A 21,842-nucleotide genomic window follows, 5' to 3' on the forward strand; every position below is an offset into this window, starting at 1 on the left:
TCTTATCAATGATTTGTTTATTTTAAAGGAAATTGATGTATTGTTATCTGATGATTTCAACATCAGATAACAATACATCAGTAAAAATAAGTACTGACCATTTTTTACTGTAGTTTTTATTTCCTACTAATATAAATTTTGTATTAATATCATATTAAGGAGGTTCTTTAAATGCAAACGAATACATGTAAACGAATTCAAAATAATAATGGATATTACAAATATTCTTGGGCTATACTTATTATTATGATTTGTGCCTATTTTGTGGACATGTTTATGAGATATAATATTCCAACGGTTATACCAACGCTTATGAAGACATATAAATGGGATGCAGCCACTGTTGGGTGGGTGGATTCATCATATTTATGGGCTTATGCGCTAATGCAAATGCCTTGGGCGTACATAAGTGAGAGATGGCTTGGTGCACGTTGGACAATAACTGTTGGTACCGGGTTAATTGTTTTTTCAAGCATTGTTTTCGCATTTAATATTTCTAATCTTGGTGTTGGTATTGTTGCACGTGCACTAATTGGTGCTGGTGCTGCTGCAATTTGGGTTCCTGCAAATCCAATGCTTGCAAGGTGGTTTGCACCATCTCATCGAGGATTGCAAACAGGAATACTTGGAATAGGCGGAACTTTAGGTACCTTTGTTGGAGGAGCATGTATGCCAGCCTTACTCTCTAGTTTTTGCTTTTTTGGATTGCCAAATATTCAAAGTGGATTTTTACTTTCTGCCCTTCCAGGACTTTTAATACTTTTTATCGTCCCCAATATAATTAAAAATAGGCCAGAGGAAATTGGTTTGGTCTCACTTGATAATCAGACTAAAACAAAACAAACTGATAATGAACCAACTATTGGATATATCATGAAGCATTCCCCATACCCATATATAATGGGTATAGTTTATGCTGGATTTCTTGGAACACAATATTTTGTCTTTACATGGTTTGCAACGTATTTAGGAAAGGTTTATATGGTTAACGTTAAATCAGCAGCACTTTTATGGGCACTTTCTGCAACATTACCATCTGTTATTAGTCAGCCATTAAGTGGAATGATATCTGATAAAATTGGCCATAAGAAAGCAACATCAGCAGCATTACTCCTTGCAGCAACATTTTCATTAGTATTTGTTTTCATTGCTTCAATGGGAAATAGATTGCCACTAGCTGTTACGATGACTGTCATGGTTTTATTTGCGCTATTTGTTAATATGTGGGTCCTAGCTTGGCCATTTACGACTATGATGTTTCCTACAAAAGCTGGAGCTGTAGTAGGAGGATTTATGAATACTGTAGCTCAATTGGTTGGTGCTGCAGCACCAGTAATTTCTGGTTACATTATAAGGGGAACTAATTCTTATGTTGGAGTATTTGCATTAGGTGCAGTTTGTGCTTTAAGTGGTTTTATAGCATCATTATTTCTTAAAGAACATCGAGTGGTGTAATGTGAAATAGTGTTTTCAATATCCCTATGATAATTCGTTAATATGCAATATAAAACAAACATTCTTTAATGTTGTCACATTAAAATATCTAATAAACTGAAGGTTGCAAAAAATATTTAGAGTATAAGTTGATTTTTCGTTTATAGACTCTATGATTTGTAGTTATTTTAATTCAAATTTTACCTTATACATGAAATATACTAACAAAATTGAAATTACATTTAAAAACTTTTATAAATAAGTCTTAGCTTGGTATTTTAGAAAACCTTAGGTACTTAGATGTGTTTGAGGTACGAGTTTATCTAAGTACCTTTAGGTTTTCAAAATACCAAGCTTTAGACTTATTAAAAGTTTTTAGTGTAATGAAATTTGTTAGTATATGGCTGTTATAAGTAAACTTTATACTTAGAAACTCTATATTTTAACTTACTGGAAATATAACTTTAAAAGTAGCTCCTTTACCTACAGTACTTGATACATCTATAGTTCCATCATGTTCTTCCACTATACACTTTGCAATGGAAAGTCCAAGTCCGAAATTACCCTGCCTACTTGATCTAGATTTATCAACTTTGTAAAATCTCTCAAAGATTTTATTTAGATGTTCTGGAGCTATGCCTTCCCCTGTGTCAGACACTGTTATTTCAATTTTATTTTTTATTTTTTCTAAAGTTACTCTGATGGAGCCGCCTTCAGGGGTATGTTTTATTGCATTGTCAACTAAGATAGTTATAAGTTGGTTGATCCTACCCTCATTTCCTAAAAAAATTACATCTGGGTGAATATCTGATAAAATGGCTATTTTATGTTTTGAGGCAACTGGTTCAAGAGGAACTACAGATTTAGTCACAGCACTGCTTATATCAAATGCAGAAGTATCAAATCCATTTTTATGGGAATCTGATCTAGCAAGAAATAAAAGGTCTTCTATAAGCTTAGTCATTCGTGTAGTTTCAATCTTAATGTTTTTAAGCCATTTATCTTGGCTTTCTACAGTTTCATCTTTATTGTCTAGTACTATATCTAAATTAGTGGTTATAACTGCAAGGGGAGTTCGAAGTTCATGGGATGCATCTGCAGTAAAAGCTTTTTGTTTTTTCCACGCACTTATAATAGGTTTTAGAGACATATTGGCAAGGAATAAACTTATTATAAATACAAAAACGAGACTTATTATATAAATCGTTACAGATATAGTAATTAATCGACGCAGTACTTCATCGTCGAAGGACTTATCTTGAAAAACCACAATAAAGCCGTAACTTTTAGGGACTTTAATATACCTTAAAATATAATTTCCATATGTTGTAGTACCGTTTGGTTTAGTTTTCTTTAATATTTGTTCTAATAGTTTCTTGCAGCTTTTTTCAGATAACGGAGAATTAGGAGATATTTCTTCAACTTCATTTTTGAAATTTATTTTTATAAAAAAACTCTCAGAAGCAGTCATGTTTTTATCATGAGGTCCAGAGGGTGGAATATTTTCCATTTCAGCTGTTTTACTCATACGCATATAGGCAGAATGTTCAAAACTTGTGCTCATAAGTATATATATGCCTGAAAATATGGTTATTAATACTAAACTTGTAAGTATTAAATTGATTAGAATAAGTTGTATTTTTAATTTACGAAACATAATTTAAACCTCTTTTAAGCAGTAGCCTATGCCTCTTATAGTTTCAATGACTACATTACATTTTAATTCCCTTAGTTTTTTCCTCAAATAGGAAAAGTAAACTTCAATATTGTTATTCATTTCTACGTCGGAATCAAGGCCCCATACTCTATCTAGTATCTGATCTTTAGTTAGAACTTGATTTTTATTACGTGCTAAAAGTTCTAGAAGTTGGGACTCTTTTGTAGTAAGTTTAGTTTTCTTACCATTACATTCAATTTCTCCCCTCAGTGGATCGAAAGTTAGTGAGGACAGCTTAATGCTTCCATGCTGGATAAAGTCTGTATGCCTTCTGCTGAGAGCCCTTATTCTAGCTAGCAGTTCCTCTTTAGAGAATGGCTTTACAAGATAGTCATCTGCTCCATTGTCAAGTCCTTCCACTCTATTTTCAATGGAATCCATAGCTGTAAGCATGAGTACCGGGGTTTCAATACCCTTTTTTCTTATAAATTTTAAAATATCAAGTCCGTCCTTTTCGGGAAGCATTCTGTCAAGTATTATCAAATCATATATTTCGGATTCTGCCATTTCTTCTCCGGTGATTCCGTCGTAAGCTGCATCTACAACATAATTGTTTTTCTTTAAGATATAGACTAAGGCATCCGAAAGCATGACTTCATCTTCAACTAAAAGTAATCTCATAATAAAATTTCCCTCCTTATATCTAATTATTATACTATAAATTATGTGATTTTAAATTTAATTTAAATTTATTATTATTCTTTTAAGTTTCTTTTAAGGTTGAAACCTCAAAATAATAACTAAGCTAGATCGATAAAGTTTCTACCGACGCAGTATGATAAAAAATAGGCTAGCATACTGACTGGTTATTTCTTTGAAAATGCCTAACATTAAATTGAGGTGAATAACATGAATGAAAATGTAATGTATTCTATAGTAGTACCGCTGTATAATGAGGAGCTAGTAATAGATGAAAGCTATAGAAGACTTAAAAAAGTTATGGACTCTACTTTAGAGAGTTATGAAATTATATTTATAAATGATGGAAGTAGCGATAAGACCAGGGAAAAGACGGAAAAGATATGCAGTGAGGATAAGAACATAAGACTTATTAATTTTTCGAGAAATTTTGGTCATCAATGTGCTATAACTGCAGGAATGGAAAACTCTATAGGCCAGGCTGTAGTTGTAATAGATGCAGATCTTCAAGACCCTCCAGAAGTTATTTTAGATATGATTAAGAAGTGGAAGGAAGGCTATGATGTCGTCTACGGAAAAAGAGCTAAGAGGGAAGGAGAATCATTTTTCAAGAGGTTTACAGCAAGGTCATTTTATAGATTATTAAAGAGTATGACTAGCATTGATATTCCTGTAGACACTGGAGATTTTAGACTTATAGATAGAAAAGTGTGCAATGCATTAAACTCACTGCCGGAAAAAAACAGATATGTGAGGGGGCTTGTAAGTTGGGTTGGGTATAAACAGACCTTTGTAGAATTTGTAAGGCATGAAAGATTTGCAGGGGATAGCAAGTATCCACTTAAAAAAATGCTGAAACTGGCCTTTGATGGTATAACTTCATTTTCTTATAAACCGCTTATGCTTTATGGATATTTAGGAGGACTGTCACTTTTTATTGGATTTGTTTCAATCATAGTTGAGTTTACAAAATGTGTATTACAAAAAACGAGCATAGTAAATTTTGGACTCATAATATCAATTGATTTGGTGATGTTTGGGACAATATTAAGTTGCATGGGTATAATAGGCCAGTACATTGGAAGAATTTTTGACGAAAGTAAAGGAAGACCTAATTATGTTATTGAAAATATAGTAAATAAGGCATTTGAAAGAAAATAGGCTAGCATACTGACTGGTTATTTCTTTGAAAATGCCTAGTAGAAAGGAGCAGATAAATATGGATCAATTAATTAAAACTATGGATTCTATTTTCAATGGTAAACTAAAACTACTAAGCCGTTTTTCTGCCACTGGTGTCATAAATACAATAATAGATTTTGCTGTATTTACTCTTTGTCAAAGTGTATTTGGACTGCATTATACAATAAGCCAGGTTATAGGTTATAGTTTTGGAGTTGTAAATAGTTTCATATTCAATAAAAAGTGGACTTTTGAATACAAAAGTTCTGGAAAAAAGGTGATTCGAGAGTTATCTCAATTTGCAATAGTAAATCTCATTTCACTTATTGCAACACTCGTATTTATGAAATTTTTAATAAATGATTTTAATTTAAACGTGTATTTATCAAAAATAGTCGTAACACTCATAGCTCAGGTAATAAATTTTTTATTATATAAAATATGGGTATTCAATTAAGGAGGAAAACTTATGAAAAAATTTAAATTTACAAAAGAAAGATTTGCACTATGTATAATTCTAGCCATATCTGCAATATTGAATTTTGCGAATTTAACTATAGAAGGATACGGAAATGGATATTATGCTGCAGGTGTAAAGAGTATGCTCATGAATTTTAAAAATTTCTTTTTCGTATCATTTGACCCCGCGGGATTTGTATCCATTGATAAGCCGCCTTTAGGTTTCTGGATACAGACTATATCAGCAAAAATATTTGGATTTAGTGGATGGAGTATATTATTTCCCGAGGCACTTGCCGGAGTAATTTCAGTTGGAATCTTATATTATATAGTAAAAAGATCTTTTGGGGAGATAGCAGGACTTATATCGGCTCTGTGCCTTGCAATAACACCAGTTTTTGTAGCAACCAGCAGGAATAATACTATAGACAATCTATTAATTGTGACATTACTTTTTGCCTGTTTATTTTTATCCAAAGCTGCTGAAAAAGGCAAGCTTAAATATCTAATAATAAGTTTGGTTCTTGTAGGATTAGGGTTTAATATAAAAATGCTTCAGGCATATATGATAGCTCCTGCTCTATATATAACTTATTTGATTTCTTCAGCTGTACCTGTAAAACAGAGGATAAAACATTTGATTATAAGTACACTTATTCTTGGAGTAATATCCTTATCCTGGGCAGTGGCAGTTGACTTGGTTCCATCACAAAATAGGCCTTTTGTAGGGAGTAGTACAAATAACACCGTTACTGAACTTATATTTGGACATAATGGACTGGAAAGACTTAGCAGTACTAATGGTGGTATGGGTGGAGGACCATCAGGAAAGGTAGGAAATCCTCAATCTAAAGAATTTAGAAGTAATTTCGGCAAAAACCAGGCAAATTCACAAAGTGGAAACAGTAATGCTCCTAGTGGAATGACACCTCCACAAAATTCAGGAAATTCTGCTCAAGGTCAACAAGGAGGTCCGGGAGGTGAGACTACACAAGGCAATTCCAAGAATCAAGGTGGAGGACCTGGTGGCGGCGGACCTGGCGGATCAAATGGACTTTCAGGAAGCTTTGGGGGACAGACAACAGCAGGTGTTACTAGATTATTTTCTAAAAATGTTTTGTCAGACCAGATAGTTTGGTTTTTACCTCTAGCTATATTTGGACTTGCTGCATCTGTAATAGTAGAAAAACTTAAGTTCCCATTTGATAACAAGAAAAAATTAGGGTTAACATTATGGACATTATGGTTGGTACCTGAATTCATATATTTCAGTTATACAAAAGGATTGTTCCATCCATATTATTTAACAATGCTAGCCCCTCCAATTGCAGCTTTATGTGGAATAGGACTTACTTCTATGTGGAAGCTATATAAGGAAGGCAGCATAAAATCATGGATAATGCCTGCAGCATTTATTGCAGAAGGATTGGTACATCTTTTGATGTTATCCTATTTTACTACTACTATATCCACTACTATAAAATGTATAATTATAGCAGCTATCATATTGTGTTTTGCATCTGCTGCACTGCTTATAATATACAGGATAGTAAAGAAAGGAAATTTGGATCAGGGTAATAGTGGAAGGCTTGCTAAGATATTTACAGCACTTGCTCTTATAGGAATTTTAGTAACACCTGCTATCGGTTCTGCTGCTGCTATAACTCACAGCTTAAGTTCTTTGCCAGCTGCAGGATTGGAGCTCCTGTCAAATAGTAAATCAGGAAATTCCATGATGATGGGTGGACAAAACAGCAGTAAGAATTCAAAGCTTATAAAATTCCTTGAAAATCATACGTCAAACGAAAAATATGCACTTGTAGTTTCAAGTTCTGCTTCTGCTGAAGATATAATAATTGAAAGCGGAAAAAGCGTAATGGCCCTTGGAGGTTTCTCAGGATCTGACAAGATACTTTCTCTTGATCAATTTAAACAAATGGTTAAAAAAGGTGAGGTAAGATATGTACTTACAGGAGGTATGGGAGGAAGAGACTCCCAGGATATAATGAATTGGATTCAGAAAAACGGCAAAGCTGTTTCAACTACTGAATGGAAAGATACTACTAGTTCTCAAGCTCAAAAAAGTGTAAATTCTAATAACAATAATAAAAAAGAGAATAGTTCAAAAGAAAATAGTAGTTTCCAGCATCAAGGAATGGACGGCATGAACAATGAAACGCTGTATGATTTAAAAGGCACTGTAAAATAGAGGTAGAGTTTCTAAACAAAAAAATCAACGTATACTCCAGATATTTTTTACAACCTTCAGCTCATTAAATATTTTGATAATTCTAAGTAAAAAATTCTAAAAAGCTAAGAACTTTTGAAAACTCGTACCTCAGACAATTCAAAAGTTCTAAGTTTTTACGAATTTTTTTCTAAGACTTATATGCAAAATATTTAAAAGAGCTTCATTATTGTAAAAATATGCTTGCGTATAAGTTGATTTTTAAGTTATAAATCCACATTGAGGTATTCTAGCTTAAAATTTGAACTTATACCTGAAAATAATGCTGACAAAATTGAAATCACACTTAAAAACTTTTTTTATAAGTCTTAGTGAGGTATTTTAGAAAATCTTAGAAGCTTATATATGTCTGAGGTACGAGTTTATATAAGCTTCTTTAGATTTTCAAAATACCGAACTTTAGACCTATAAAAAGTTTTTAGTATGATGAAATTTGTCAGCATATGAACTGGTATATGTCAACTTTCAATCTAGAAACTCTATAGTTGATTCTTTTTATGATAATGTTATAATTAAAATGAAAATTAATGTTGTAAAATAAAATTTAATAAATAATAGTATAGGTTTAAGTATATTTAATTAAAAGGGAATCAGGTGGAAATCCTGAGCTATCTTGTAGCTGTATTAGGTGAATTTAAGTAGGACAAGCCACTTGTAAATAGGGAAGGCATACTTAGATGATGAAGCTTAAGTCAGAAGACCTGCCTATATAATAGGCCGTTAACTCTACAAGTGATAGGGGGCATTGTAATAAATAAAGCATTTATTACTTATGTTTATGTGTAAAAACCTTTTAACACTTAGTTAAAAGGTTTTTTAGGTATATAGTAAAGTTATATTTTAATTATAATAATATAGTTGTAATATTGGAGTTGATAAAATGATACAACTTATAGGGGTAAAAAGTGAATGTGATATTGAAATAAGGCAGAAGTTCTCTATTGTATCGTCAAAATTAGAAGATAAATTAAAGAATGTTTATAAAATTACAGGAAACGTTTTAATTTTGAGTACTTGCAACAGAACAGAAATATATGTGGATTCTAATACACAAGGGGAAGAACTAATAAATGCTGTATTTGATGCTTTAGGTTGGAGCAGGGAACTTATTATATATACCTTTTATGCAAAAAGTGAAGATGCTATTAAGCATTTAATGGAAGTAAGTTGTGGTTTCCATTCTAAAATTTTGGGAGAAGATCAAATTTTAGGACAAATTAAGACTGCATATAATATGGCATTAAAAGTTAAAACTATAAAAGGACAGCTTCAGAGGCTGTTTCAGAATGCAATAACCTGTGGTAAGAAGTTTAAGAATGACTGTGAAATGTATAAAATACCTGTATCTGTACCATCAATAGCTGTTAAAGAAGCAGAAAAAAGCAAAATAAAAAGGTATATGGTAATTGGGTTTGGAGAAATAGGAAAGCTTGTCCTCAAATATTTAGCTGGTTTGAATACTGAAATTGTATATATTGTAGTGCGTGATTTGAATAAAGTTAAAGATTTATACGAAAATTGTAATTGGATTAAATTCATAACTTTTAAAGAAAGAAAAGCTTATTATAGCAATGTGGATTGTATTATAAGTTGTACTTCTGCACCTCATGCTATAATTTATAAAGAAGAACTTCCTAAAAAGAAATTTCTCATATTTGATCTTGCAGTACCTAAAGATATAGATGCAGGTGTATTAAGTCTTCCAGGTGTAAAAGTATATGACATAGATAATATAAGCAGTATTGATGAAAATAATAAGATTATGCGAAAAGAAAAAATGGAAAAGTACAGGTATATTATCCAAGAATATATAGATGAATTTATAAAATGGCAGTCTTTAGATGAGCTTTCACCGGAAATACAGAAGATGAAAAGTTTTGGAAGTGAAATATGTGAAAAGAGGATAGAGACTTTTAAAAATAAAAGGTATACCAAGGATAATGAAGTACTCGTACAAACTATGATACAGAGTACAGCCAAAGTGTATATAAACAGGGCTATAGATGTATTAAAAGAAGCAAAACTTCAAGGAAAAGAAGATGAATATTTAAAGCTTATAAATAAAATATTCTGTTAATGATGAAGAAATGGAGATGTAAAACTTAATGAGAAATGATGATATATTTAATGAATCTAAATTATATATGCCAGGAGGAGTAAATAGTCCTGTTAGAGCATTTAAAGATGTGCCTTTGAATCCACCTGTTATAAAGAGGGGGAAAGGGGCTTATATCTATGATGAGAATGGTAATAAATACATAGATTTTGTATGCTCCTGGGGGCCTATGATTTTAGGACACTGTGATGATGATGTGGTAAAGGCTATAAAGGATACAAGCGAAAATGCTATATCTTTTGGCGCCACTACAGAGCTTGAATTGGAGCTTGCAAAATATGTATGTACCACTTTAGATAATGTAGAAATGCTTAGAATGGTAAATTCGGGAACAGAAGCAACTATGAGTGCAGTAAAGCTTGCTAGGGGATGTACTGGAAGAAATAAAATAATAAAATTTGCAGGCTGCTATCATGGTCATTTTGATGATTTTTTAGTAGAAGCAGGTTCTGGAGTCATGACAGAAGGAATTCCAGGAAGCGCTGGGGTTCCTGAGGACAGTGTGAAAAACACTTTAATAGCTAAATATAATGATCTTTCTAATGTGGAGAAAATTTTTGAGAAGCATGGTAAAGACATTGCAGCAATTATAGTAGAACCAGTAGCAGGAAATATGGGCGTAATTCCTGGAGATGCCAATTTCTTAAAAGGACTTCGCAGTATTTGTGATAAAAATGGAAGCTTGCTTATTTTTGATGAAGTAATGAGTGGATTTAGAGTAGCTTATAAAGGAGCCCAGAGCATTTATGGAATAAAGCCGGATATAACTACTTTTGCAAAAATTATAGGTGGAGGTCTTCCTTGTGGTGCTTATGGTGGAAGAAAAGAAATAATGGAGAAACTTTCGCCAATGGGACCTGTCTACCAGGCAGGAACAATGTCCGGAAATCCTCTTGTAATGGCTGCAGGAATCGCAACTTTAAAGAAGCTGCATGACAATCCTGATTACTATGCACATCTTGAAAAATTAGGTGCAAAATTGGAACAGGGTATAGGGGACATAGCAAAAAAGAAGGGCATAAATGTTGTAGTAAATAGGTGCGGAGCAATGTTCGCTATATTCTTTACTAAAGATTCAGAAGTTAGAAATTATGAAGATGCTAAAAAATGTGATACTTCTCTTTTTGCAAAGTATTTTCAACATATGATAAGCAAAGGCATTTATATTGCACCTTCTCAATTTGAAGCTATATTTTTAAATGTAAAGCATACTGAAGAAGATATTGATAAATTCTTAGAGGCATTCAGCACATTTGAAGTCTAGGATGTAGATTACTAAACAAAAAATAAACTTATGCTCCGAATATTTTTACAAACACAAACACGTTAAATATTTTGATAAGTCTAACCAAAAAATTTTGAAAACCTAAGACCTTTTGAAAACTCGTACCTCAGACAATTCAAAAGGTCTAAGTTTTTCTAAAATTTTTTACTAAGACTTATATGCAAAATATTTAAATGTGTTTGCTTATTGTAAAATATTTCTACGCATAAGTTTATTTTTAAGTTAGAAACTAAACTTTACAGTTTGAAAATTAAAATAAATTTGCACATATCAATAGATTATTAGTAACTCAATTTTTGTAAGAACCAATTCCTATAATTGTAGAAGAAAGTATTTTAGCTTTACCGCGTATCTTTTTCAAATCAACTAAATTAATCTTGCTATAAGTACTATCACATGTGAAGCAGGCACTAATATTAATTGTGCTAATATACTTCCGATAATCAATCCACCAACAATAAAAATTATGCAGCGGTTAAATTCCAATTCTGTACGTTCTCCTCTTATCACATCATCTGTCATCATAGATAAATATGGATCAATAAATATAACCATGAATATTGTTGAAATACTATTAATTACAGATGCTAAAGTGCTGCAGGTAGTTCTTAAATTAGGACTTAAACATCCAGCATATAATGATGATAAAATACTTACACTAGATATAGAAAATGCAATAATGTTTAGTAAAATTACCTTTTTAGGAGTTTTCCTAAAGTTCCTTAATTCAGATAAATTTTCTTTTTTAGGAATTGAAATGCTATTTTTAAACTGCTCAATTCCTGATTTCGAAAATGCATGAAGCATCAATCTAGGTAAAGACCTATAAACACTAAATGATACAACCAATTTATTAAACACTTTTATAAAAGTTGGCATTAAAATTGCACCAGCTATTGTGGCTAAAGTAATAGAAAAAACTATCCATCTAAAAATATACAGTAAGTTACTAGAATGACCTGTATTTATACCATTTTCAATAGTTTTTGCTAACAATGGAGCTTGAATAGTATTAGCTGTTCTTTGTATAAGTACAAAAACATTAAATACAGCAAAAGATACCGCAATTCTACCAGTTCTTATTCCCACAATTCTAGTAGAATATGCCAATGTTCCTATAACATAAATAATAAAAGTTAGCATAAAAACTAAATATACCTGTATTGTCATTTTTCTTACCACCTTATGGCTTCATTAGTTTATATTTGTTTCATAAATTTGTATATGCAAATTATATCACAAATTTAATTTTGATAGGAACTTATAAGATGAAGATTTCAAATCATACAAGGAAACATGCTGACAAAATTGAAATCACACTTAAAAACTTTTTTTATAAGTCTTAGTGAAGCATTTTAGAAAATCTTAGAACTCGTTATCTAGGGACGTAGTCGCTCTTTACTCCCACTTGCAGAAGCTATACATTGCACACATCATTGGTAAGAAATTGGTAAACGAGCTGCAATCCAACCTTGTGCAATATCATTAAGGCGCATTAAACCACGCCATATAACTTTTACACCTGGCTGACCATCGCTTTTACGACCAAGAAATCCACCTAATTTAGCTATCATAAGTACAGCTTCCTGTAGTGTTGGAGGCTGAGTTGGTGGAATAGGTACTCGATTAATTACGCAATGGAGTGCTTGCCACTCATGATCTTGCAGAACTATATCGCATATTGCTTCTGGATTTTGCTCAGATTCGAGCTTTAACCAAAGAAGCTTCCATGCCACTATAGAATATATTGCAAGGGCGTTTTGCAAGCTTTCTGAGGTCTCTAATTGGAGTTCCTCAATATTACAACCACTTTTTAAAGTATAATGATAACGTTCAATTTTCCAACGTTGCCTATACCATTTGATTTTTTCAACTGCTTGTTCAAGGCTTTTTACAAGCAATGTTGTTATAAGAAGCCAATATATAGGTTTAACTCCTTTGGGAGAATTTATCTCCTCTGCCAAAACTAAATATAATTTAAGATTAGGTAATAACTTTGAATCTTTACGATTAACTGGAGGTTTTATTGTAACAGGGCAATATTTGATAGATAATGTAGCTTCTCTAGGTGGACGTTTGTTTTCAGTGTCTCTAGGTATGTTTGTAAGGATTTGACCCATTACAGGACTACTCTCAATTTCTTGAATTAGATGCTTCCCGTTTTCGAGAACTCTCCTTTTTTGGGTGACTCTTACGAGCAAATCTCTTTCTTCCGATACTGCTTTATGGAAGAAATCATAAACGTCAGCTTCACGATCACAAACAGTAACTACATTTATGTATTGTGGAACATCTTTGAGACTTGAATCTAAAGCGTCAAGCCACTTTTGACTTTCTTTATCTGATGTAGAGCGTTCACGTTTGGTAACCCGTTTCCCAAGTTTTTTTGGATCACGTGTCCATACATGTCTTGATAAAATACCAAGAGGGATACCTTCTACTGTTACTGCAAGGGTAGTATGATTTAACAACCCAAGGTCATATTCTGTGTTACCACATATACCTAAACCTCTAGTTGCAGGATGATCTTTATAATCTAATGTGGTGGTATCTTGTATTGCCAAGACAGTGTCATACTTTTTCATACGCTCGATAGTTTGTTCTCTATGGCTCATTAGGATTGCCTCCGGTTTAACTCTATTGTTACTAAAGAATCTGTATGTTGCCTGTGTTGCAGCATAGCTTTTACATGACTGAGGTATTGAACTTTCAGGGTTTTTGTAGAAAGAATTAGCTATTTTAGTTAACCTTTCATTTAGTCTATTATCTGCAAAAGGTGCATCATTAAATTCCTGTAGTACCCAATCATTAGTATGCATATAAGCCTCCTGAAATATTTAATCTTATATGCATATTAATATATTTATTTATCAATGTTCAAATGTATGTTTTGGCTCTGTATACGTTACTTACCAATTAAATTCCAAACTTATGTGCAATGTATAGCTTGCAGAAGTGGGAGTATTAGAGTGAGTAGTCATCGGATAAAAAGTTTTTAGTGTGATGAAATTTGTCAGCATGTTTTTATATGACTTGAAATTTCTACTTAGAGCTTTCCTAAAGTGCAGTTTTAATTGTAGATAAATATTCTAAAAGCTCATCTTTTAAGACATTATTTTTTAGTGCATAGTGTATATTTGCCTGGAGAAAACCAAATTTATCTCCTGCATCATATCTTTGTCCTTCAAAACAATATCCGTATATTGCCTCAGTTTTTACAAGTTCTTTTAGGGCATCTGTTAGCTGTATTTCTCCTTTTTTATCTGGTTTGGTTTTTTCAAGTATTTCAAATATTTTTGGAGTTATAATATATCTCCCTAGAATTGCAATATTTGAAGGAGCTTCCTGGGCTGTTGGCTTTTCTACCATATCTTTGACTTTAAGAGTTCCCTTTTCAACTTCAATGCCACTTATAATACCGTATTTTGATATAGCTTCTTCCTTTACAGGCTGAACGCCTAAAATAGAAGTATTGTAGTTATCATAACAATCTATAAGCTGCTTGAGGCAAGGTGTTTTGCTGTCAACTATGTCATCGCCTAACATAACTGCAAAAGGTTCATCTTCTACAAAATTTTTAGCAAGGCTTATGGCATGACCTAATCCTTTAGGTTCTTTTTGCCTTGTATAATATATATCTACCATGTTTGATATGTTTTGAACTAACTTTAATAAAGTGGTTTTATTATTCTTTTTAAGTTGATCTTCAAGTTCTACGGATTTGTCAAAATGATCTTCAATAGATTTCTTATTTTTGCCTGTTATTATTAATATTTCCTCAATTCCAGAAGATACAGCTTCTTCAACTATATATTGAATTGTTGGCTTGTCTACTATAGGCATCATTTCTTTAGGTTGAGCCTTTGTAGCAGGAAGAAATCTTGTACCGAGTCCTGCAGCAGGAATTATTGCTTTTTTAATTTTCATGAGTTACACGTCCTTTCTATTATTTGCTTAACTCAACAATTGTGAAATGTGGATCGTGAATTGTGAATTAAATTCATATTATCTATTAATATTTTCATAAGATATATAAACAAAATAATGTTCAGCAGTGAAATAGCATCTATTATTAAACTGTGAGAATCTGAATTCATTCCTCTTGAACCACCAAATAAAATATAATAAATATTGGTGTAAATTGTTATAGTATATCCAACTGCTAGAGTTAACAGTCTTTTATCTTTTAGGTATATAAAGCTTATAACTGATAATGCAGCAGCAGGAAACAAATACCTTTCATGCATTCCTGTAGAAAATGTGAAAACACCTGAAATTTGGACAAGTGCTGCAGCAAAGACAAACATCCTGTTTTTGTTCTTTGCATATAAGTACCAGCAAGATAAAGTAATTGCAGTTATTGCAATCATTCCCCAAATTTGATAGTTAAATATAAAAAACACTTCTGAAATCTTTTTGTAATTCGCTCCAATTAAATTAAAAAAGTTAAATACATTTACAGAAGCATAAGGGTACTCTGATATAGTTTTTGAATATAATTTAAATATCCACAGGGCATTTTGGTTGTAGGAAAAAGGTAATATTATAACTAAAGCTGTGATAATACCCGCAATTACTGATTTTATAAATATTTTTAAATCCCTTTCCCGTACTAGTTCAAATAATAGAACCGGTAAAAATATAATTCCCTGAGGTTTCATAAGCACTGCACAGGTAAAAGCTATAGATGACAGGACCGTCTTCCTTTCCGATAACAAAAACAGTGACAGTACTATAATTAGTGTAAAGAAAGAATCTACTTGTCCCCAAAGTGCAGAGTCTATAAAAGTAACCGGGTTAAAAATGTAAAATGCACTAAGGAGAATACTGAATTCTAGTGATAAATACTTTTTAGCTAACCTGTATATAAAATAAGCTGTAATCACATCAGCTGCTATTGATGGAAGTTTCAAAAGTAGTGTGTAATATGGATTAATTGAACTTATACTTGCAATCTTACCAATTAAAAATAGTACATACATATATAAAGGTGGATAGTCGCCAGATCTTGCATTTGTATAAAATTGAGAAAAACTATTTGCTGCAGTTGATGCCCAATCTTTAAATAAATTTATATCTCCGCCGTATCCTTCCATAACTGTAGATAATGAAATTCTTAAAAATAGTCCTATACACAATAATGAAAAAATCAATATTTTTATATTATTTCTATTTATTTTTAAATCTCTACGAGTTATAAAGTAGAAAGCTCCAGCACACAAAATTAGAAATGCTATTAAATATAAGGTTAAAAAAGGTGCATATTTGCTTTTGGTAGATGAAAGGCCTCCTCCCATACCTCCACCAGGCATTTGATGTGTACCATTTTCAGATCTCTTACTGCTATCTTTGCCAAAATTCATATTATTACCTGGCTGCTTTTGAATGTTATTTTTTTCACCGTACCTGGTTCCATTTGAAAATTTAGTATTATCTTTTGGAACAGGTATGTTTTTGTTGCTTTTATTATTGCTAAATTGCTGTACGTTGTTTTTAGATGTAATAGTATTTGCTTTGTAATTTTTTATACTGTAAATACAAAAAAATGCGGATAGTAATATTAGAAAAATAAGACCTACCTTAAATAAATTCTTTTTTGGAAACATTGTTATCATTTCACTCTCCTCTCTTAGAAGTTGAATACTCAACTTTTGCACATATAAAATTTTGAATTAATATAAAAACTTTGCAAAGAAAAGCTTCGCAAGTTAAGAATTAATAATGAAAAATTAATAGTGAAGGATGATTTTTAGCTGTCGCAAAAAATCTTTAAATTTATATAAATCAGAAATGTTTCGCTTTAGCGAAACGAGTGGTGAAAAGCTTAATCAAAGATTTTTTGTAGTGTAACGGAAAAAAATCCACATTAACTATTAATTCTTCATTCTTAACTATTAATTAAAAAGTTTAGTTAACTATATTTTGGCTCATGAAACTTAAAAAAGGCTTAAAAAAAGATAAACTTTGTAAGCCTTTTTAAGCTTTACACATATTCTAGTTATGAGGGGGGAATTGTATGCCTTGTGAAAAAACACAAATTCTATGTAAAAAATGTATTACAATAACGAATTCAAATTCTAAAAATTATGTAGAGGATAATGAGTTAAAGGTTGGGTTTACAGGGAAAAATACATATAGAACTTATATGTATTTTAATATAAATGACATATCTGAAAATATAGTTGTAGATTCTGCAGAACTAGAAATATACTTAAATAAAATTAATATACCGCATTCTAAAACAAATTTTTATGTACACCCACTTAAGGAGGACTTTGATCTAAATACTTCATTTGAAAATCAGCCTGAGTATTATGAAAAACAGGTAAAGTTTGAGTTAAATAAAAACTCTCATGGAATTATTCATGTAGATATAACTCATATGTTTGATGAGTGGCATGATAATTCTATAAAGAACAATGGATTAGTTTTAAAATCTGGTGAAAAACACAGGGCACTTGCTAACTTTTCCTCAAATTCAAACCCTAATTATGAAGGTGCACCTAAATTAGTGATTTGTTCTTCAAAAATAAACCACGACCAGAAGATTGTAAATGTTGTAGAAAAGTATTGGGAGTTAAAGATTTTTAATACAGCACGTTCACCTATAGTAAATGTAGAACGTATTATAAATGGTACATTTTTTATTGAAAATACTAGCGGTGTGGAAATTAAGGCAGTAGTAGAAGTAAGTGTAGATTCAAAACACTGGATTGAAGATACAGGAGTGGTTGTTGGAGCCAATAAGTCACAAGTTTTAATAGCTAAATACTATGGAAAATATTATAGGGTGAAGTTCAATTGTTCTGGATTTGCATCTGCAAAACTTAACTTTATATGTCAGGTTTATCAATAGAAAGTTTCGGGTATATATCCACTTTCCTAGGCTAAAGCTGTAGAAAATATAAATAAATCTTACTTAGTGTGAGTGTTACAGTAGGTAGTCATCGGATAAAATGTATCACAATTAATAGATGAAAGAATAACATATTAGTAGGCCTGAAAAATAAGGCCCATTCAAATCAATTAAACCATAAAGAGGAGATGGGAATTCAGGCCTAATAATTTGATATTTAATGGCACAGCTAGTGATTTGAAAACCCAAATGTATGCTTATAATAGTAGTACAAACAAAGCTGAGGCTTTAACTATATCGGGTGGTAATTTAGCAGTAGCAGGAACTGTAACTGTAGGAAATACGGTAGCTGTAACAGTGGGAACAGTAACAGTAGCAGGTACTGTAAGTGTAGGAAATACAGTAACAGTGTAAGGAACCGTAAGTGTAGGAAATACAGTAGCTGTAACAGTGGGAACAGTAACAGTAGCAGGTACTGTAAGTGTAGGAAATACAGTAACAGTGGAAGGAACTGTAAGCGTAGGAAATACAGTAGCTGTAACAGTGGGAACAGTAACAGTAGCAGGTACTGTAAGTGTAGGAAATACAGTAACAGTGGAAGGAACCGTAAGCGTAGGAAATACAGTAGCTGTAACAGTGGGAACAGTAACAGTAGCAGGTACTGTAAGTGTAGGAAATACAGTAACAGTGGAAGGAACCGTAAGTGTAGGAAATACAGTAGCTGTAACAGTAGGAACAGTAACAGTAGCAGGTACTGTAAGTTCAGTAACTACTGGAGTTGGATTTACTGCAACCAGCACTGCCATAACCACAGGAACAGGCATAAAATCGGTACTTCAGCAGGATACTTCTCAGCAATCAATGTACTCTTATTATATTAAGAATAATGATGCTGCAAATGCAATTACAGTAGTGCTGCAAGTTTCCCCAACTGATACGGACTCCTATTTTGTAAATGATGTTAGTCCGGTAACACTTGAGAAAGGTAGTGCTACAGTTTTAACTACCAAGTATTATATGAATTATACAAGGCTTTATTATGATACGGGAACTAATACCGCTAATCTTGAAGCTTATTTTAATGGAAGAGTTTAGTTATATTGGTGCTGCCTTTTAGGCAGCACCATATTAATAGAACTCTAAAAAGGAGGTTTATAGATGTGCCCATAAGTTTGTGCATGATAGTTAAAAATGAAGAAGATGTCCTTGGAAGATGTCTTGGGAGTGTAAAACACTTTGTAGATGAGATTATAATTGTGGATACGGGATCTACTGATTCTACTGTAGAAGTTGCTAAAAAATATGGCGCAAAGATTTTTTATTATAAATGGGATAACAGCTTTTCTAATGCAAGAAATTGTGCATTGGAGAAGGCTGAGAAAGATTGGATTCTTATAATGGATGCAGATGATGAATTTGAAAAAGAGGATACAAATAAGCTTCTTAAATTAACTAACGATAAAAATAGCAAAACTAATGTATATTTTATGCAAACTTTAAGCTATTCAGGAGATAATATAAGCAGCGGTGATGTTACCCTTAATTTGAATGTAAGACTTGTGAAAAATAGAAAAGGGTACAAGTTTGTAGGTGACATACATGAACAGCTTATACCTCCACCAGAGCACATTATTAGTAAGGATGATATAAAAATTGAAAATATAAGATTTTATCATTATGGATATTTAAATGAAATTGTGAAATCCAAAGATAAAAGGCAGAGAAATATGGCTATAATTCAAAAGGAGCTGGATAAGCATCCTCACAATGGATTTATGTTATTTAATATGGGAAATGAGTACTATGCTAAAGAAGATTATAAAAAGGCATTGAAATACTATATGAAAAGCTATGAACAGTTTAATCCAATGGAAGGCTTTAGTTCTAAACTCATATTGAGGATTGTTTCCTGTAATCAAATACTTGAAAATTTTGCAGAAGAATATAAGTTTGTTGATCAAGGGTTAAAATATTATCCTAATTTTACAGACTTAGAATTTATAAGAGGCAATACTTTTATTAGTAAAAAAAAGTATCTTAAGGCCATAAGTTCACTAAAAAAATGTATTAAGATGGGGGAACCTCCTATTCAGATAAATGAATTAGTTGGAGTGGGCTCCTATAGAAGCTATATGGTTTTGTGCAGCATATATTTATATCTAGGAGATAATGACTCGTCCCTTTATTATTGTGATAAGATATTAAAGATGAAACCAGGATATGTGAAGGCTATTTATAAATTCTGTGAAATAATGGCGGCTAAAAAGGCTTCTGTAAATGAAATGAAATCTAGGTTTGACGGTTATGTTGATAAAAGTTCGGATCCAAATATATATTTAGTTTTATCAGATGTATTTTATGGTCAAAATAAGTTTGATATTGCATATGAATATGCAGATAGAGCTGATAGAATATGTAAAGATGAAATTAACAGGTCTAAAATATATTACTATAAGGGAGTTTGTTTGTTTTATCAGAAAAAATTTAAGGACGCTTATGGCTTTCTAAAAAAGATAAGTTCAGAGGAATTTATAGATAAGGCTTTTTATTATACTATACTTTGCAATACCTTTGATGACACCGTATCCACTAAAGACGTATTGACAGATGAGCCTAAGGATATACCTGACAATAAAAAGTATATGATATATATGAAGTTTAAGGATTTATTGGAAGGAAGAGAGTGTACAGACCTCTCAGAAGATACTGAGGATTCAAAGGATTTCTGTGAACTTATATTTAATCTGCTTGCCATTTTGTTAAAAATAAATTGTTTTGATGAATTTGAAAAGGGTCTTCAACTTTTAAACTTAATTGAGAATCAGGATGTTTTATTATATCTGGGAAAACTTTATTATAAAAATGGATATCCAAAACTAGCTTATAAGGAGCTTGTACGATCTATAAAAATATACGATAAGACTGATGTAGAAGCTCTTGAAATGATGAAAAAATGCTTATAAGGGGGCGAGCCCCCTTATATCAAATTTAAATTAAGAAATTTTCCACTTTATAATTATACTTAGTTTGTTGTCTTTAAAATTAGCAGTAATGCTATGTCCCATTTGTTCAACCAAGGCTTTTGTTATGGCAAGACCCAATCCAGTGTTTTTGCCTGTTCTCGTTCGATCTCCTGTAAAAAATCTTTCAAATAGGTGATCTATATCATCTGGATTTAAGTTATTAGCATTATTTGTAAATGAAGTTACAATGTAATTTTCATCCTTTTTTAGAGATACGGAAATAAACTTATCACCGTGTTTTAAAGCATTTTGAATGAGATTTGAAAATACACGTCTTATTGCATTTTCATCCCCTATAATTTCAGGTACACTTTCATCAATTTCAATTAAAGGTTCAATTTCTTTATTTGTAAAATCGTTGTAAAAAGATGCTATTAGTTCACAGAGTATATTTGAAAGTGAGATAGACTCTAATTCAAAAGCATATTCATTAGCTTCAAGTCTTGATAGGTCAAAAAAACCTGCTATAAGCATTTTTAAAGATTTTGCACGGTTTAGTATGATGTCTATATATTCATTTTTTTCATCCTTTGATAGGTCATCACTTTTTATAAGTTGAATATATCCTATAATGGAGGTAAGAGGAGTACGCAGGTCATGGGAAATATTTGCTATAGCCTGCCTGAGCTCCATGTCCATATGTTTGTACTTTACTTCTGTCTGCTGTTTTTTGTCTATATTTTTATTTATTTCCCGGGCTAAATTTTGAAGACTGCGGTTTTGAAAGGACAATGTCACTTTTTGGTTTGTATCTATGTCGTTTATTTTCTTCAGGCTGCCAGTTATATGTTTGATCTCACTTTTTGTAAGAAAAAGCAGGGTGATACTTATACCTGCTAAAATTCCTAATAAAATTATAATAAACAAGTACATATGTATCACC

Annotated in this window: 17 protein-coding genes and 1 riboswitch; of the genes, 10 read left to right on the forward strand and 7 right to left on the reverse strand. The window is 31.8% G+C overall.

Annotated elements, in window-relative coordinates; genetic code table 11:
- Nucleotides 1-171 precede the first annotated feature (171 nt).
- Entirely contained in the window at nucleotides 172-1,455 is a 1,284-nt protein-coding gene (locus B5S50_RS13175) for an MFS transporter (RefSeq protein WP_065079799.1), read from the forward strand.
- 421 nt (nucleotides 1,456-1,876) lie between these two features.
- Here B5S50_RS13175 and B5S50_RS13180 read toward each other — a convergent pair whose 3' ends face one another.
- Nucleotides 1,877-3,091, reverse strand: coding sequence for a cell wall metabolism sensor histidine kinase WalK (locus B5S50_RS13180; RefSeq protein ID WP_065079800.1), 1,215 nt, complete (start codon nucleotides 3,089-3,091; stop codon nucleotides 1,877-1,879).
- 3 nt (nucleotides 3,092-3,094) lie between these two features.
- Complete coding sequence (locus tag B5S50_RS13185) at nucleotides 3,095-3,772, reverse strand: response regulator transcription factor (RefSeq protein WP_217302038.1); 678 nt, start codon at nucleotides 3,770-3,772, stop codon at nucleotides 3,095-3,097.
- A gap of 228 nt (nucleotides 3,773-4,000) precedes the next feature.
- Between B5S50_RS13185 and B5S50_RS13190 the strand changes: the two genes are divergently transcribed.
- From B5S50_RS13190 to hemL, 5 genes are all read left to right on the forward strand, one after another.
- Nucleotides 4,001-4,951 carry a glycosyltransferase family 2 protein gene (locus B5S50_RS13190; protein ID WP_217302039.1) on the forward strand — a complete coding sequence of 317 codons (951 nt, stop codon included), beginning with the start codon at nucleotides 4,001-4,003 and terminating at the stop codon, nucleotides 4,949-4,951.
- Between the two features lie 58 nt (nucleotides 4,952-5,009).
- Nucleotides 5,010-5,429 carry a GtrA family protein gene (locus B5S50_RS13195; protein WP_065079803.1) on the forward strand — a complete coding sequence of 140 codons (420 nt, stop codon included), beginning with the start codon at nucleotides 5,010-5,012 and terminating at the stop codon, nucleotides 5,427-5,429.
- 12 nt (nucleotides 5,430-5,441) lie between these two features.
- Nucleotides 5,442-7,640, forward strand: a complete 2,199-nt coding sequence (locus B5S50_RS13200) for a glycosyltransferase family 39 protein (RefSeq protein WP_217302040.1) — start codon at nucleotides 5,442-5,444, stop codon at nucleotides 7,638-7,640.
- A 583-nt stretch (nucleotides 7,641-8,223) separates the two neighbouring features.
- Nucleotides 8,224-8,403: riboswitch (cobalamin riboswitch) on the forward strand.
- Between the two features lie 156 nt (nucleotides 8,404-8,559).
- A complete protein-coding gene (gene hemA / locus B5S50_RS13205; RefSeq protein ID WP_065079805.1) occupies nucleotides 8,560-9,756 on the forward strand; it encodes a glutamyl-tRNA reductase in 1,197 nt (398 codons plus the stop codon).
- 28 nt (nucleotides 9,757-9,784) lie between these two features.
- Nucleotides 9,785-11,059, forward strand: a complete 1,275-nt coding sequence (gene hemL / locus B5S50_RS13210) for a glutamate-1-semialdehyde 2,1-aminomutase (RefSeq protein ID WP_217302041.1) — start codon at nucleotides 9,785-9,787, stop codon at nucleotides 11,057-11,059.
- A 387-nt stretch (nucleotides 11,060-11,446) separates the two neighbouring features.
- Here hemL and B5S50_RS13215 read toward each other — a convergent pair whose 3' ends face one another.
- From B5S50_RS13215 to B5S50_RS13230, 4 genes are all read right to left on the reverse strand, one after another.
- Nucleotides 11,447-12,250, reverse strand: coding sequence for a lipid II flippase Amj family protein (locus tag B5S50_RS13215; RefSeq protein WP_065079807.1), 804 nt, complete (start codon nucleotides 12,248-12,250; stop codon nucleotides 11,447-11,449).
- 263 nt (nucleotides 12,251-12,513) lie between these two features.
- Nucleotides 12,514-13,899: an IS4 family transposase gene (locus tag B5S50_RS13220; RefSeq protein ID WP_217302042.1), complete on the reverse strand. Its 1,386-nt coding sequence runs from the start codon at nucleotides 13,897-13,899 to the stop codon at nucleotides 12,514-12,516.
- Nucleotides 13,900-14,137: 238 nt separating this feature from the next.
- Nucleotides 14,138-15,007 (reverse strand): UTP--glucose-1-phosphate uridylyltransferase GalU, encoded by an 870-nt coding sequence (gene galU / locus B5S50_RS13225; RefSeq protein ID WP_065079808.1) that lies wholly within the window; start codon nucleotides 15,005-15,007, stop codon nucleotides 14,138-14,140.
- 32 nt (nucleotides 15,008-15,039) lie between these two features.
- Complete coding sequence (locus B5S50_RS13230; protein ID WP_217302043.1) at nucleotides 15,040-16,695, reverse strand: glycosyltransferase 87 family protein; 1,656 nt, start codon at nucleotides 16,693-16,695, stop codon at nucleotides 15,040-15,042.
- A gap of 401 nt (nucleotides 16,696-17,096) precedes the next feature.
- Here B5S50_RS13230 and B5S50_RS13235 point away from each other — a divergent pair, with 401 nt between their 5' ends.
- From B5S50_RS13235 to B5S50_RS13250, 4 genes are all read left to right on the forward strand, one after another.
- The gene (locus B5S50_RS13235; protein WP_217302044.1) at nucleotides 17,097-17,936 is read left to right on the forward strand and encodes a DNRLRE domain-containing protein; all 840 of its coding nucleotides are present in this window, start codon (nucleotides 17,097-17,099) and stop codon (nucleotides 17,934-17,936) included.
- A 210-nt stretch (nucleotides 17,937-18,146) separates the two neighbouring features.
- Nucleotides 18,147-18,350 carry a hypothetical protein gene (locus B5S50_RS13240; protein ID WP_217302045.1) on the forward strand — a complete coding sequence of 68 codons (204 nt, stop codon included), beginning with the start codon at nucleotides 18,147-18,149 and terminating at the stop codon, nucleotides 18,348-18,350.
- A gap of 36 nt (nucleotides 18,351-18,386) precedes the next feature.
- Nucleotides 18,387-19,031 (forward strand): DUF6385 domain-containing protein, encoded by a 645-nt coding sequence (locus B5S50_RS13245; RefSeq protein ID WP_217302046.1) that lies wholly within the window; start codon nucleotides 18,387-18,389, stop codon nucleotides 19,029-19,031.
- A gap of 65 nt (nucleotides 19,032-19,096) precedes the next feature.
- Nucleotides 19,097-20,899 (forward strand): glycosyltransferase family 2 protein, encoded by a 1,803-nt coding sequence (locus B5S50_RS13250; protein ID WP_217302047.1) that lies wholly within the window; start codon nucleotides 19,097-19,099, stop codon nucleotides 20,897-20,899.
- A gap of 30 nt (nucleotides 20,900-20,929) precedes the next feature.
- On the opposite strand, the gene B5S50_RS13255 is transcribed toward B5S50_RS13250, so the two are convergent.
- Nucleotides 20,930-21,832, reverse strand: a complete 903-nt coding sequence (locus B5S50_RS13255) for a HAMP domain-containing sensor histidine kinase (protein WP_065079812.1) — start codon at nucleotides 21,830-21,832, stop codon at nucleotides 20,930-20,932.
- Nucleotides 21,833-21,842 lie beyond the last annotated feature (10 nt).

It is taken from the genome of Clostridium sp. 001 (assembly GCF_019056555.1).
In the GTDB taxonomy this organism is placed as follows: domain Bacteria; phylum Bacillota; class Clostridia; order Clostridiales; family Clostridiaceae; genus Clostridium_B; species Clostridium_B ragsdalei.